This window comes from Streptomyces sp. NPDC054796 (assembly GCF_053611545.1).
Map to the genome: position 1 here is coordinate 69263 of NZ_JBSHAO010000002.1, position 15034 is coordinate 84296.

The 15034-nt window shown below is 72.5% G+C and carries 11 protein-coding genes; 8 read left to right on the forward strand and 3 right to left on the reverse strand.

The genetic code is table 11. The annotated features are described in order from the left end of the window. Positions 1-8: 8 nt before the first annotated feature. Positions 9-551, reverse strand: a complete 543-nt coding sequence (locus ACWGJ2_RS02120) for a hypothetical protein (RefSeq protein WP_453343998.1) — start codon at positions 549-551, stop codon at positions 9-11. Between the two features lie 21 nt (positions 552-572). Then, positions 573-2276: a hypothetical protein gene (locus ACWGJ2_RS02125; RefSeq protein WP_453343999.1), complete on the reverse strand. Its 1704-nt coding sequence runs from the start codon at positions 2274-2276 to the stop codon at positions 573-575. A 55-nt stretch (positions 2277-2331) separates the two neighbouring features. Here ACWGJ2_RS02125 and ACWGJ2_RS02130 point away from each other — a divergent pair, with 55 nt between their 5' ends. Beyond that, on the forward strand, positions 2332-2949 hold the full coding sequence (locus tag ACWGJ2_RS02130) for a hypothetical protein (protein ID WP_453344000.1): 618 nt from the start codon (positions 2332-2334) through the stop codon (positions 2947-2949). Between the two features lie 94 nt (positions 2950-3043). Then, entirely contained in the window at positions 3044-3634 is a 591-nt protein-coding gene (locus tag ACWGJ2_RS02135; RefSeq protein ID WP_453344001.1) for a TetR/AcrR family transcriptional regulator, read from the forward strand. A 34-nt stretch (positions 3635-3668) separates the two neighbouring features. On the opposite strand, the gene ACWGJ2_RS02140 is transcribed toward ACWGJ2_RS02135, so the two are convergent. Next, entirely contained in the window at positions 3669-4697 is a 1029-nt protein-coding gene (locus tag ACWGJ2_RS02140; RefSeq protein WP_453344002.1) for an SMP-30/gluconolactonase/LRE family protein, read from the reverse strand. Between the two features lie 221 nt (positions 4698-4918). Between ACWGJ2_RS02140 and ACWGJ2_RS02145 the strand changes: the two genes are divergently transcribed. The 6 genes from ACWGJ2_RS02145 (at position 4919) to ACWGJ2_RS02170 (ending at position 15021) form a co-directional block, all read left to right on the forward strand. Next, positions 4919-6742 (forward strand): flavin-containing monooxygenase, encoded by a 1824-nt coding sequence (locus tag ACWGJ2_RS02145; RefSeq protein WP_453344003.1) that lies wholly within the window; start codon positions 4919-4921, stop codon positions 6740-6742. 454 nt (positions 6743-7196) lie between these two features. Then, positions 7197-8225 (forward strand): zinc-binding dehydrogenase, encoded by a 1029-nt coding sequence (locus ACWGJ2_RS02150; RefSeq protein ID WP_453344004.1) that lies wholly within the window; start codon positions 7197-7199, stop codon positions 8223-8225. A 56-nt stretch (positions 8226-8281) separates the two neighbouring features. Then, on the forward strand, positions 8282-9124 hold the full coding sequence (locus ACWGJ2_RS02155) for an NAD(P)H-binding protein (protein ID WP_453344005.1): 843 nt from the start codon (positions 8282-8284) through the stop codon (positions 9122-9124). A gap of 163 nt (positions 9125-9287) precedes the next feature. Beyond that, positions 9288-10808, forward strand: coding sequence for an HAL/PAL/TAL family ammonia-lyase (locus tag ACWGJ2_RS02160; RefSeq protein ID WP_453344006.1), 1521 nt, complete (start codon positions 9288-9290; stop codon positions 10806-10808). A gap of 77 nt (positions 10809-10885) precedes the next feature. Next, a complete protein-coding gene (locus ACWGJ2_RS02165; RefSeq protein WP_453344007.1) occupies positions 10886-12607 on the forward strand; it encodes a class I SAM-dependent methyltransferase in 1722 nt (573 codons plus the stop codon). Next, a complete protein-coding gene (locus ACWGJ2_RS02170; protein WP_453344008.1) occupies positions 12604-15021 on the forward strand; it encodes an SDR family NAD(P)-dependent oxidoreductase in 2418 nt (805 codons plus the stop codon). The genes ACWGJ2_RS02165 and ACWGJ2_RS02170 overlap by 4 nt, the downstream gene beginning before the upstream one ends. Positions 15022-15034: the final 13 nt, after the last annotated feature.

A 15034-nucleotide genomic window follows, 5' to 3' on the forward strand; every position in this document is an offset into this window, starting at 1 on the left:
CGGCACACTCACGCGGTCTCGTCGCCGTCGTTCCAGAAGTCGTCACGGGGGAGCTGGAGGTGGACCTCGGTGCGCCGGGTGGAGGGTGAGAGGCCGCTGCTGCCCTGGGAGGGCGGCTCCTGGCAGAGGGTTTCCACGAGTTCGACGAGGTCCTGTACCGCCTTCTCGGCCCGCCTTTTGCGGGTGACGATCTCCGCTCGGATCTCCCGCAGGTTGGCGTTGGCCAACTCTGCTCCGGTGACCGCCTGACGTCCCTCTTGCGCCTCGGCGATGGCCGCCAGCACATGCTCCAGTTCCCCGCCGGTGATCTCGCACGCCTGGCGCAGCGCGTCGAGGCCCACGTCGAGACCCAAGGATCTGCGTTCCCTCCGCAGTGTCTGTTCCAGGTCGTCGCACAGTTGATGAAGGTTCTGGGCCGCGGCTTGCATCCTCTTGAGCTGCCCGTCGTAGTCGCTGGCCCGCATGGCGTCCCGCGAGCGCCGCAGTTGCTCGTCCGCCTTCTCTTCCCAGCCCTCGAAGAACCTGGCCAGTGCGGTGCTGAGTCTGCTCACGGTGCGGCCTGGGCCAGCGGGTCAGCCGACCTCGTCCGGCCACAGTTCATGGCCGTAGCCGCGCAATCGCCGTCCGGCCCGGCGCAGCAGGCGGAGGATCTCCGGGGGCGGGGTGGTGGCGTCGAGTCGGAGCACCAGGTTCCCGCTCTCCAGGAGCTGGTTGCGCAGCAGCCTGCTGTCCAGGCCGGTCAGTGAGTCCGCGAGGTGTGTGGCCCTCTCGCAGAGGCGGTGCGCGAGGAGCAGCAGCCGGGGCCCGCTCGCGTCGGCCGGCAGGCGGTCGATGTCCGCCAGGAGCGCGGCCAGTTCGGCCGCTTTGCCGGCCTCCCGCGGTGGACGCGGGAAGCGGAGCACCTTGCCGACGACGGGCTGGCCGTCCGGTGCCGGTGACGGTGCCGCGGGGTGTGGCAGTGGCCGGCGGTTCTCGGCGCACACCTCCGTGGGCGATGTGGTCAGGTTCTCCCCTCGCGGGTCCGCACCGTCCACGAACGCGCGCGTGGCGAGTGCGGCGACTTCCACGAACCACCACCGGTCGCCGGGGTCCAGTTCCTCGCGTGCGGCGTAGCGCAGGGCGAGCCCGGCGAGGACGAGGTGGTTCTGCCTTCTCCAGTCGCTCGGGGCCGAGTGGCGGCCCGCCGCCCAGTCCAGGGCCGTGCGGTGAATCTCCCGCGCCACGGCCCGGTATCCCGCCAAGGGTGCGGGGGCGGGGCATTCCAGGGGCGTGACCATCAGTTCGGCGAGGCCGCTGCGGATCGCGCTGTGCGGGACGAGACCTGGCAGCCACTCCGCCGCCGTGGACAGCAGCAGACGCATGGGGTCGTGCGAGAGAGGGCCCTTGCCGTCGTAGTGGCCCAGGTCGATGAGCTGGAACCGCTCGGCCTCCACGCGCTCCTCCGAGCGCGGGAGCAGCACGTTGCGCACATGCAGGTCTCCATGGCTCCTGCCGAGGAAGACGTCGGTCTCGGTCGGCCAGTCGGCCTGATTGCCCGCCAGCAGCGCGAAGGGGCTGGGAAGCGCCTGCGCACGCCCGGGGACCGTGAGGTGCCGGCGGGGAGCGTCGAGGGAGATACCGGCCTCGTCGAGGAAGGCGGTGATCCGCGGGCGGGTGAGCCGGACGCCGCCGAGGAAGCCTTCGAGGAAGGTGTGCGGCTCGTAGGTGACGATGTCCGATCCCGCGTTCCAGTCGTCCAGGAGCGATCGGACGATGGTCCGGCAGTAGGCGCCGTAGCCTTCGTCGTCCACCACGTCCACCAGCCTCGGCGCGCGTGTCGGACCGAGGTCGTCCAGCGCCACCCGTTGCAGATGGATCCACCAGGGCTCGTCGTCCGTCGACAGGGTCCCGTCGAACTCCAGCGTGATGAGATGGGCACTCCGGAACTCCGGGGCAGCCTGTGCGAGTGCCTCGCGGGCCCGTTCCGTTTCGCTCTCCCCGGTGGCGGGGGGAACGAGCCGCAGGACCAGGTGGCGCCAGTCCGTCCGGTCCAGGGTGCTCTGGGAGCGCACCACCGCCACGTGCGCTCCGCTGCCGCCCTCGGTCAGCCACCTCACGAATTCCAGCTCGAACCGCTGGCCGCGCAGCCACCGCTCCAACTGCCGCGTCACACAGAGGAATTCGTCCTCGTCGCCGCGCCGGTGCTCCGCGTGCCAGCGATCGCGGTTCCTGAGCCTGCGCGTCCCGCCCGCCTCGGCCATGGCCCGCAGTATCGCCAGTCCGGTCACTCCTGACAATCGTCCCGGCCTCCTCTAACGTCGAGTTCCGGCGGACTCCCGGCAGGAGGATCCCGTGACACAGACGGCTCGACGGGGCTCGGCGTCCGGGGAGGGCGGGCCGGACGCCGCCGAGAAGCTGGCCCTGCTCAAATGGCACCTCGACCGCTACGACCGGCTCCGGGTCTCCACCGCGTCCCGCGCGGCGGTGGTGCTCAGCGCCGGAGCGATCCTGTCGGCGGGCGACGCGGTCCTCCTCACACGGCTTCTGGAAGGGGCCAACCCGCACCTCGACAGCCGACTGGCGCTCGTCTTCGGCCTGGGCCTGCTGGGCAGCATCGGACTTCTCGTCCTTTCGCTGGTACACGCCACCGGTGTCCTGGTCACGCTCAAGGCCAGTCGGGACGTCTTCGCCGACATGCGTGATCTGCCGCCTGGGCTGATCTTCAACGACTCCGACACCGTGCGCGAGCTGGCCACCTTCGACGACTTCAAGGCCACCGTCGACACACAGGACTACCCGGCGATGGTGCGGGCCGCGCAGGTGGAACTGTGGATCGGCATCCGCCAGCACCGTCACCGCTATCTGCGTCTCCGCGCCGCAGCGCGCATGCTCCGCTGGGCGGCGGCGGTCTTCCTCCTCTCAGCCGGGGCCTTCGTCGTCACCGTCCTGGTCCATGCGGCGACGCGGTGACGTGCCACGTCGCGTCACGCCCGGGCTCCGGCTGCGCTGGGGCTCCGGCACGGCCGGCGGGCCGCGACGCGGTAGGCGCGGCTACCCTTCGAGGGTGACGCAACACCCCACCTCGTCGAACGCGCGGCGGCCCGCGAACCACGGCCCGAAGGCCGCGGCGCGCAACCGGGCGGCCCTGATCGCCGCCGCCCGGGAGATCTACGCCGAGCACGGCCTGGACGCCCCGCTCTCCGCGATCGCGCGCCGGGCCGGGGTCGGGCAGGGCGTGCTGTACCGGCACTTTCCCGACCGGGCCGCCGTGGCGAGCGCGGTGCTGGAGGAGAACGTGCTCCAGATTGAGCAGGCGGCCACGGCGGAGGACGCGACCCTCGCGGGCGTCCTCGGCGTGCTGACCTGGCATCTGACGGAATCGGCCGCCTTCATCAGCCTTCTGCACACCGACGGCGCCGGGCGCTCCGGCACCCGTGAGTACGCCATGGCGCTGTCGGGGCGGGTCGAGCGTGCCCTGCGGGGGCATGTGCCTGACGGGCACCCGCTGGGCGGGGAGGGCGACCTCATGCTCGCCGTGGCCATGGTCTCCGGTGCCGTCACCGGCCCCACCCGTGACGAGCGCGAGCGCCGCGGCCTGGCGGCATGGCGGCTGCTCGGTGTCGGGGTGGGGCCGGTGCGGCCCTTCGGCGGGTGAGTGCGGCACATGTGCGGGGACGGGGGGAGCGGTGTCAGCCGCCGTTGGACTGCCGGGTGCCTGCCGCCAGCGCGTCGAAGGTGTAGAGGTATCCACCCGCGGGTCCGCTGACGGTCATGTACGCCTTGGTCCCGCCGGGTGTGATCGCCACGTTCGTCGCCGACTCCAGCCCCTTGGCCCCTGCGGGCACCTCGACCGTCGCCAGGCGCTTGCCGTGCTTGTCGTACACGGCCATCGCGGGCCTGCCGTGCAGCGCCTGGTAGAGGTTGCCGTCCGCGTCGACGGCGATCGAGTCGGTCTGGGCGATCCCGCCGTCGACGCGGACGGCGGTGTGCCGGGACGTCACCGCGCCCTTGCCGTCGAGGCGCAGGTAGGAGATCCGGTTCTGGGTGAGTTCGCTGATCCACAGCCCCCGGTAGTCCGCGTCGAAGGAGACACCGTTCGTCGCGGCCAGTTCCCCGGCCAGGACGGTGGCCTTCTCGCCGGCGCGGTCGATCCGTACCACGCGGCCGTGCTCCTCGTTCTCGGTCAGGCCGCGTGAGTCGCTGACGTACAGGTTGCCCTCCTTGTCGAAGGCGATGTCGTCGGGGTTCATCGGTGCGCCGTCGACCTCGCCGGAGAAGAAGGTCCGCCGGTCGCCGCCGTCCGGGGCGAGGCTGACGATCTCGCCGTGTGCGTAGTCGGTGAGGTAGAGCCGTCCGTCGTGCGGGCTGAACTGCGCTGAGGTGTAGGCCCCTCGGTCGTCGGTGTGGACCTGCCGTGACGTCTTCTTCTCGACGTCCACGCGCAGCACCTTCGGCTCGCCCGGGGGCGCGGTGACATCCACGACGAACAGGTCGCCGTCCTCGCCGAACGTCGGGCCCTCCAGCAGGGTCATCCCGGTCTCTTCGTGGACCTTCGTCAACTGCATGACCTTGTGCGCGCGGAGGGCCCTGCCCTCGCCGGCCGCGCCGGTGGAGGCCGCCGCGTCGCCGGAGACGGCGGTCTCCGTCCCGCATCCGGTGAGGGCGAGCATGCCCGCCGTGGCGAGCACGGCAAGGGATCGCATCGGGCGTCGTCTCATGAGGGGGCACCTTCCTGTCCGCCGTGTGCGGGTGCCGCGGTGCACCCACGCTGCAAGCTGCAAGCTGCAACCGGACAGCGTTGTCCGGTCCTTGCTACCGTAGCGGACGACCACTCGTACGGGGCAGCCCGCACGACACCCGACGTCACTCGCGCACACCCGCACGCGACCCCCACCGCAGCGGATCCGCGAGCGGATCCACCACAGGAGAGAGGCCCCGCATGACAGCTCCTCACGTGCCGACCCCCGACGAACTCGCCGCGCTGAGAGAGCGCTACCGCCTCGAACGCGAGCGGCGCGTCCGGCCCGAAGGCCACCGCCAGTACCGCGACACCGACGCCGAGTTCGGCTACTACGCCGCGGACCCGTACGCGGAGGAGCCCGCCGCGCGCGAGCCGCTGCGTGACACGGTCGACGTCGCCGTGGTCGGCGGCGGCTTCGGCGGCATCCTCGCCGGGGCGCGGCTGCGGCAGCAGGGTGTGGAGCGCGTCCGCGTCGTGGAGAAGGGCGGCGACTTCGGCGGCACGTGGTACTGGAACCGCTACCCGGGCATCCACTGCGACGTCGAGTCGCACGTGTATCTGCCGATGCTGGACGAGACCGGATACGTGCCGGAGTGGAAGTACGCCCCGGGCGAGGAGATCCGCCGCCACGCGGTGCGCATCGCGCGGCAGTACGACCTGTACTCCGGGGCCCTGTTCTCCACCGGTGTCACCTCGCTGACATGGGACGAGGCATCCGAGGCATGGATCGTGGCCACCGACCGCGGCGACGCCTTCCGGGCCACGTACGTCGTCACCGCCACCGGCACCCTCTCCGAGCCGAAGCTCCCCGGCATACCCGGGATCGAGGACTTCGCGGGGCACACCTTCCACACCTCGCGGTGGGACTACGCCTACACCGGCGGCACCCCGGAGGGCGGCATGACCGGCCTCTCGCACAAGCGCGTGGGCATCGTCGGCACCGGGGCCACCGGGATCCAGGTCATTCCGATGCTGGCCGAGGACGCGGCACACGTCTACGTCTTCCAGCGCACGCCCTCCACCGTGGATGTGCGCGGCAACCGCCGCACCACGGTGCAGGACGTGGGTGCCGACCGCGAGGGGTGGGCGCAGGAGCGCCGCGAGAACTACCTCCGCATCGTCTCCGGCGAGAGCGTCGAGGAGGACCTCGTGGCGGACCAGTGGACGGTCTCCGCCGGTCTCCTCGAGAAGCTGCTGCCGAGCTTCCGGCGCCCGAGCTTCGAACGCCCGGGCGTCAGGGAGGAGTTCGAGGCCGCCTACGAGATCGCCGACGCCGCGAAGATGAACGAGCTGCGCACCCGCGTCGAGCGGGACGTGACCGACCCGGGCACGGCGGAGAAACTCAAGCCCTGGTACCGGTACGCCTGCAAGCGGCCCACCTTCTCCGACAAGTACTACCCGGCGTTCAACCGCGACAACGTCACCCTCGTCGACACCGCCGACACCCACGGCATCGAGCGCGTCACCGGGAACGGTGTGGTGGTCGGCGACACCACGTACGAGCTGGACTGCCTGATCTTCGCCACGGGGTTCTCCGTCGGGACCTCCGGCATCCACTCCGGCAAGCTCCCCGTCCACGGCCGGGGCGGCGCCCAGCTTCTGGAGACGTGGGCGCGGCAGGGCCCGCGCACCCTGCACGGCTTCACCAGCAACGGCTTCCCGAACCTCATCCAGATGGGGCCGCTCCAGAACGCCAGCAGCGTCAACTTCACCCACATCCTGGACGAGCAGGCCGTCCACGCCGCCGCCCTCGTCGCGGGCGCCGAGGCGAAGGGCGCGTTCATCGAACCGTCCCGCGAGACCGAGGACGCCTGGCTCGCCACCCTCGCCGAGGACGCACCCGACCACGAGTGGTTCCACGCCGAGTGCACCCCCGGCTACTACAACCGCGAGGGCCGCGGCAGGCCGAACGGCCCCATCGCCTACCCCTACGGCGCCGTCGCCTTCCATGAGCTGCTGAGGCGGTGGCGCGAAGAGTCCATGGGCGAGGTCCTCCAGGCCAGGACCGTCGCTCAGCCTTAGCCTTCGAGAGCGCGCCTCAGCGCTCGCGACGCCTCGTGGAGCGGTCCTGGCGGAAGCCGAGGACAGGGGGCCGGGCCCGCGCAGGGCCCGGCCCCTGTGCGGGTTCGGCCCCCTGTCGGCTCCACGTCGCGCGAGCGGCCCTTCACCGTCTTCACGCCCCCGGACGCCCGTCTCCCTTCTCCGGGCCTGCGCCGCCTGCTCGTATGGAAGGGCGAACAGGTACGGGAGTTTCCCCTTCTACCGCACAGCTCGCGGAGATTCCCGCCGCGGCTCGCACTGATTCCGGCTGATGAGCCGGGGCCCCGCGCGCTGGTCACGGCAACAGCGCCTGACAGCGGCAGCGTTCGGCCACGTCGTGGTTCAAGCGTGTGTGCCGTGACCGCGGAGAAACCGCTCCGAGCGCGGATCGAACGCGCACAGGCCGAGCAATGCCGACGAGGGAAAGGGCGCGAACATGCTCGCGGTCGTCCGGGAGACTTCGGGACAGGTACGTGTGGCGCAGGTCGCCGACCCCGTGCCGACGGCGCCCGGAGACGTCGTGGTGCGCGTCGTGCTGGCCGCCGTGTGCGGCACCGACCTGTGGGGCTTCCGGGGTTTTCCGGCTGTGCCGCCAGGCCCGAGGGCGGGCCACGAGTTCGTCGGAGTGGTGGAGGACACCGGCGGCGACGTCCGGACACTCCGTCGCGGGGACATGGTGCTCGCCCCCTTCTGGTGGGCCGACGGCACATGCCGGGCGTGCCAGGAGGGGCTGCCCAGCTCCTGCCCACGGGGCGGCATGTGGGGCGGCGAACACGACGGCGGCCAAGGCGAAGCGGTGCGGGTGCCGTTCGCGGACGCGACGCTGGTACGCCTGCCTCTGACGGAGGACGACGAGCGGCTTCCCGCTGTGCTCACCCTGGCGGACACCATGGCCACGGGGACGCACGCCGCGCTGTCGGCGGGCGTCGCACCGGGGTCGTCGGTGGCCGTGGTCGGGGACGGGGCCGTGGGTCTGTGTGCCGTGCTGGCGGCGCGGCGCGCGGGGGCCGAGCAGGTGGTCCTGCTCGGCCAGCACGCCGAACGGGTCGCGCTCGGCGAGGAGTTCGGGGCGACCCATGTCGTGCGGGAGGCGGACGAGGCGGGACGGGCCGAGGTCCGCGAGCTGACCGGCGGACACGGCACCCGGTGCGTCCTGGAGTGTGCGGGCACGCAGCGGGCGGTGGACACGGCGCTGGACGTGGTCGCGGACGGGGGAGCGATCGCGCTCGCGGGTGCTCCGCACGGTGCCCTGAACGACCTCTCGCCGGTCTTCCTCCGCAACCTCACCGTCAGCGGTGGTCTCGCCCCGGCTCGGGCCCTGATCCCGCCGCTCCTCGACGACGTGCTCTCCGGCCGCCTCGACCCGTCCCCGGTCTTCGATCTGACCGTACGTCTCGACGAGGCGCCCGAGGCGTACGAGGCCATGGCCTCGCGTACCGCGCTCAAGGCGCTGATCCGCAGATAGGCGTCACCTCCGGGACATCGTACGAGTGACCGTGCCGACAGGGAGCGTGGACGAGGATGACCGTCTTGATCACAGGTGCTTCGGGGGCGCTCGGCCGGGCCACCGCGCACAGCCTGGCCTCGACGGGGCTGCACGTGGTCCCCGCCGCCCGCGAACCGGAGCGCCTCCCCTCGGCCGGTGCGGGGACGGGCCGGCCGCGGTGTGTGGACTACGACACGCCCGAGGGGTTCGACGCGGCCTTGCGCGGTGTCACCCACGTGCTCCTGATCGCACCTCCCGCCGACCCCCAGGGGTACCGGCGGGTCGTCCCCTTCATCGAGGCCGCCGTGGCGGCGGGCGTGCGGCACCTCGTCGTCAACTCCGCTGTCCAGTCCGGGCACGACGACGGATTCTCCCTGCGCCGTATCGAGCGGGCCGCGGAGACCTCGGGCTGTGCGTGGACGCATATCCGCTCGCAGTGGTACATGAGCAGTCTCACCAGCGGGGTCTTCGCCGGGATGGTGCGGGCGGGGGAACTCGCGCTGCCGATGGGCGCGGGGCGGACAGCCGTCGTGGACGTGCGGGACGTCGCCGACGTGATCGCCCGGGTCCTGGCCGAACCGACCGCCCACGCGGGCGCGGTGCACACGGTCACCGGGCCGGAGGCACTGGACTGGCACACGATCGCGGACCTGTGTACGCGCTGTCTCGGCCGTCCGGTGCGGTACCGGCCCGTGGGCGAGGACGAGTACCGCCGGGCGAGCCGTGCGGCGGGCATGCCCGACAGCGCCGTGGACATGCTGCTGAGCCTGTTCGCCTCCACCCGCACGGGCCACGCGGCACGCGTCACCCCGACCGTGCGGCGACTGACCGGCCACGCGCCGCGCACCTTGCGGCAGTGCCTCACCGATACCCGATGACCCCGTCCCCGGCCCTCGGCCGTACCCGCGCCGTACGCGCCACCGCACCCGCGTACGCACACATCCGCACCGACACGATGTCCCGCCCGCAGCCCCCTGCGCACCTGTGCGGGCGCCTACGGGCCCGCACGCGCCCGAAATCCTGAGCACAAGGAGTCACCGCATGCCGTCGGCCATCACCCCCACCTCGCAGTCCGTGGACATCTCGGGCGTGCCACTGGAGCTGGCGCATCTGGAGCGCGCGGCCACTCCGGTCGACGTACGCGTCGACGCCGCCGTACGGGAACGGATCACGGCCTGCCGGGACTTCGTCGTCAGCTCCCTCGACGAGGACCGCCCGGTGTACGGGGCGACCACCGGTTTCGGCCCGCTGGTCACGTTCAGCGGACAGGAGAGCCCCGCCGCACAGTGCGACAACGCCTTGGCACACCTGGGCGCGGGGCAGGGGCCGGATCTGGACCCGGCGGTGGTGCGCGCCGCGATGCTCGTACGACTGCGTTCCCTGTGCCAGGCACGGTCAGGAGTGTCGCACGAGGTCGTGGACGCGCTGGCCGCGGCGCTGGGCACGGACTTCTGCCCCGCGGTGCCCCGGCTGGGATCACTAGGTGCCAGCGGCGATCTGATCCCCCTGTCGTACATGGCACGGGCGCTGCGGGGTGAGGGCCACGCCTACGCGGGCGGGGAGCGGCTGCGGGCGGACGCGGCGCTGGAGCGCTGCGGACTGCCCCCGGTGGAGCTGGACGGGAGGGACGCGCTCGCGCTGGTCAACGGGACTTCGCTGACCGCCGCCGCGGCCGGTCTCGCCGCCGCGTCCCTCCTGCGTGCCCGTACCGGTGCCGTGCTGCTGTCCGCGCTGCTCACCGACGTGCTGGGCTGCTCCCCCGGTTTCCTCGAACCCGAGTTGCTGGCGGTCTTCGGGCACCGGGACGTGGTCCGCGTCGGCGCCGAGCTGCGTACCCGTCTGGAGGGCCTGGAGCCCTCCGGCGACCGGGCGTTGCAGGAGCCTTACAGCATCCGCTGCACCCCACAGCTGATCGGGGCCGCCCACTCGGCCCTGGCCTACGCCGCCGGTGTCGTACGCGACGACTTCAACGGCGTCAGCGACAACCCGCTGTTCTTCGCCGAACAGGATCTGGTGGCGCACGGCGGCAACTTCTTCGGCCAGCCCGTCGCCTTCGCCTCCGACCTGCTGTCGATGTCGGCCACGCAACTGGGCAACCTCGCCGAACGGCAACTGGACCTGCTGATCGACCCTCGCCGCAACGGTGGCCTGCCGCCCATGCTGGCGCCCCGGCCGGGACGGCAGCACGCGCTACAGGGCGTGCAGCTCGGGGCCACCGCGATGGTGGCGGCGATGCGCCGCTCGGCCACCCCGGCCTCGATGCAGAGCCTGCCCACCAACTGGCACAACCAGGACGTCGTCCCGCTCGGTACCCAGGCCGCGCTCAACGCGCTCGACCAGGCACACCTGCTGCGGCTGCTGCACGGTTCGCTCGCGGTGGCCCTGCGCCAGGCCGTCCACGCGGGTGGCCGCGCGCCGACCGCGCCTCGCTGCGCCGCGCTGTTCGGCTCGCTGGCCGGCCTCGTTCCCCCCGTGGACCCCGACCGCCCGCTGGACGAGGACGTACGCCGGGCCGCCGACCTCATCGACCGCGTGGGCGAGCAGCCATCCGCCGCCGCGTGACACCGGACGCGCACCGCCCCGCACCGCGCGCTGCCCGCCGGACCGCTGTCGGCCGTTCACACGCCAAGGAGACTCTCATGCCCGCACACCACGCCGGACTCGCCCTCCCGCGCCCCGCGCCCACGCCGGCAGCGGCGGCGCGGAGCCTGGACGGCACGGGAACCTGCCACCGGCTGCCACCGGCCGACCGGTCCGCGTCCGTCGCCCCCTTGCTGCTCGACATGCCCGGAGCGCCGTCCGCCGCGTGCACCGGCTCCCCGGCGCGGCACCGTGACACGGCCGAAGCGGACCTGGCACTGCTGCTGCGGGCTGCCGAGGGGAAACGGCCCGACCGGCTGCTGGCCCCGGAAGATCCGGATGCCCGGGCCCGGTACCGCTGGACGGTGGGTCACCACGCGGCCTTCGCCGTATGGCAGATGCACGCCCGGGTCCTCGAAGCCGTCGCCGAGGCGTCCGAGCCGTCCGAGCACACCGTGCGTCTCGCGGCGCACCTGTACGACGTGTATTCCGTGCTGTTCCTGTACACCGGGAGCTGCTCGGCCGAACGGTACGCCGCCACCGTGCGCGCCGACATGACGGCGTGCCACGTGGCGTTCAGCGGCGAATGGGCCCGGGACCATCTGCCCATCCCCCCGCTGCTGCGGCGGATCCGCGACCGCCACCCCGCTTCTCTGGTCGGCGAGGTGGCCGAGGCCGCCAAGCACAACCACCGGGTGCACATGGCGGTGGCGAAGAAGCTCGTGCCCGACGGTGCCTCGCTGCTCCAAGAGGCGGGCCGCCGCTCGGGCGGTGCCCCGTCAGAGGACGAACTCGCCCTGTACGACACCTACTTCCGAGTCCGGCGCACTCCGGTGTGCCGCGGTTTCTTCACCGCGCAGCTCACCCGGCTGCTCGCCCAGTGCCTGTGCGACATCGCCGTCCACGGGCTCAACGACGCCGACGCCGCCCCGGCCAGGCTCGGCGTCCAGCAGAACGCGAGCATCGAACGGCTCGAATGCGAAGCGATCGGCATCCTCACCCGGCTCGCCACCTGGCTCTCCTCCCCCACAGCACCGCCCCAGTCCTCCACGACCGCTCCGATCCCGGAGAAAGGAGCCCGTATGAGCACCGCCGACGACGTCAAGACGGTGGCCATGACCCCTCCGCTCTACGACTACCTGCTCGCGCACGCCGAGCCGCCCACGCCCGTCCAGGCCCGGTTGATCGACCACACCCGCGCCCTGGGCGGGCCCGCCGAGATGCAGATCCCGCACGAGCAGGGTGTCTTCCTCACGCTCCTGGCCCGGCTGATGCGGGCTCGGCACATCGTCGAAGTGGGCACCTTCACCGGGTACTCCACGCTCGCCCTCGCTCTGGGGCAGCCAACGGGCGGACGGGTGGTCACCTGCGACACCTCCGAGGAGTGGACCGGGATCGCCCGCGACGCCTGGCAGGCCGCCGGAGTGGCCGACCGCATCGAGGTACGGCTCGGCCCCGCCGCCGACACACTGCGGGAACTGCCCGGCCGGCAGTGGATCGACATGGCGTTCATCGACGCCGACAAGCCCGGCTACCGCGACTACTGGGAGGAACTCGTACCCCGGATGCGGCCCGGCGGGCTGCTGCTGGCCGACAACGTGCTGTACGGCGGAGAGGCAGCCGACCCCGAACCCACCGGCAACGCGCGGGCCATCAGGGCCTTCAACGACCATGTGCGCGCCGATGACCGGGTGGAGGCGGTCATGCTGCCGCTCGCTGACGGTCTCACCCTCGCCCGCAAGCGCGAGACCACGCGTCCCGCAGCGGAGAAGACCTCATGACCACGCCCGGCGCCGGTGTCCAGCGCCTCACGGTCCCGTGCGTCGCGCCCCATGCGCCCGCCGACCGCACCGCCGTGATCGACGGCCGGTCCGGCGAGCGCACCAGCTACGGGCAGCTGGCCGAGGCCGCCACCGGGTTCGCGAACGCGCTGGTGCGCCGCGGCCTTCGTCCCGGCGAAACCGTCACGCTCGTCCTGGACAACAGCGCGGTCTTCGCAGCCGCTTACCACGGCACCCTGCGGGCGGGGGGAACCGTCCAGCCTCTCGACCCCCTCGCGCCGCCCGCCGTGTGGGCCCGCGCCATGGACACGGCCCGGGCCCGGTGGCTGGTGGCCCCCAGTGCCGTCTGGCAGCGACTGCACCAACTGCCCCCGCCCCGCTCGGCCCGGCGCACCGTGCTGATCGACGCGGACGGGGACGACGGCAGTCCGGGGCAGGGGCCGGTCGGCTGGAGCCGCCTCATCACGCAGGAGCACCCGGCGGTTCCGCTGCCCGACGCCGCTCCTGACACGGTGGCCCTGCTCGCTTCCTCCAGCGGCACCGAGGGCCGCACCAAGCAGGTGGCCCTCACCCGGCGCAACCTTGCGGTCAACCTGGCACAGATCCACGAACAGCACCACCTGAGCGGCGCGGACGTGGTGATGGCCGTCACTCCCTGGCGGCACATCTACGGGATGCAGATGGCCATGAATCACACGCTGCACACCGGAGGCACCCTCGTCGTCTGCGGCCCGCCGTTCCACTTCGAGGAGTTCCTCCGGGCCGCCGACGAGCACCGTGCCTCCCTCGCCTACCTGGTGCCCGGCATCGTCGGACGGCTGGCCTCCGAACCCGCCGTGGACCGGCACGATCTCAGCGCCCTGCGCGCCGTGTTCTCCGGCGGCGCGCCGCTGCCCCTGTCGGTGGCACGGGAGTGTGCCCGTCGGCTGGACACACCCGTCCTCCAGGGGTACGGCATGACCGAGGCAGGCTGCACCCACCTGACCGGCGACGGGGCGCAGGCCCCGCCCGGCTCGGTGGGGCGGCCCCTGCGGGACACCGAGGTGCGCGTCGCCGAACCCGACACCGGCCGCGCCCTTCCGGCCGGGGACGAGGGCGAGTTGTGGGTCCGGGGTCCGCAGATCAGTCCCGGCTGTCTGGACGGCACCTCCGGCACGGTGACACCGCTCAGCACGGACGGCTGGCTGCGCACCGGGGACCTGGCCCGCGTCGACGCGGAAGGGAGCTGCGTGATCACCGGCCGCCACAAGGAGCTGATCAAGTACAAGGGTCACCAGGTGGCGCCCGCCGACCTCGAAGCCGTGCTGCTCACGCACCCCGCCGTGGCCGACGCGGCCGTCGTGGGCGTCCCGGATCCCGCCTGCGGTGAACTGCCCAAGGGCTTCGTCGTACTCGACCGCGACATCCCGCCGGACGATCTCGTCGACTACACGGGCGCCCGGGTGCCGCCCCATATGCGAGTGCGGCTGATCGAACAGGTGCAGGCCCTGCCACGGAACGCGGCGGGCAAGCTGCTGCGCCACGACCTCGTGTCCGCCCGCGAACCGGCCGAACCCGCGGCACCAGCCGGACCGTCCGGGACAGCCGGACCGTCCGAACCGTCCGGGGCAGCCGGACCGGCGGAGGAGCCGCCCGTCGGGCCGCTGAACGGCCGTACGGTCCTCATCACCGGCGCGGGCCGTGGCCTGGGCCGCTTCCTCGCTGACACGTTCGCCGACGCCGGAGCCCGCCTCGTACTGACCGGCCGCGACCCGGCGACGCTGGCCGAGGCGGAAGCCGCACTCGAAGCCCGCGGCACGCCCGTGCTGACCGTCCCCGCCGACCTCACCGACCCCACCGCGATGCCCAAGACGGTCGAATGCGCGAAGGACGCCTTCGGCACCCTCGACGTCCTGGTCAACAACGCCGGAGTGCCCGGGCCGCACGGTCCCCTGTGGGAGGTGGATCCCGAGGAGTGGCGGCACACGATGGACGTCAACGTCGTCGGCACCGCGCGCGCCTGCGGGGCCGCGCTGCCCGTCCTCACCTCGGGGAACGGCGGACGCGTCGTCAACATCGCCAGCGAGGCCGGCCGCCACCGCTGGCCGCACGCTTCCGCCTACTCCGTGTCCAAGGCCGCCGTCATCAAGCTGACCGAGAACCTCGCGGCGGAACTCCGTCCGCACGGCGTCCCGGTGTTCAGTTTCGATCCCGGTCTGCTGGACCTCGGCCTGATCCGCGACCACCTCGACCGCCATCCGACCGGCGATCCCTGGACCGACCGCATCGGGGAGTGGATTCTCACCCAACGCGACGAGGGCCGCTTCACCCCGCCCGAGCACGCGGCCCACACCCTGCTGCGGCTGGCAGAAGGCGACGCCGACCACCTGTCCGGGCACTACATCACCCCGGACACAGAACTCTCCCCCGCCTGAGCAGCAGCGGGCG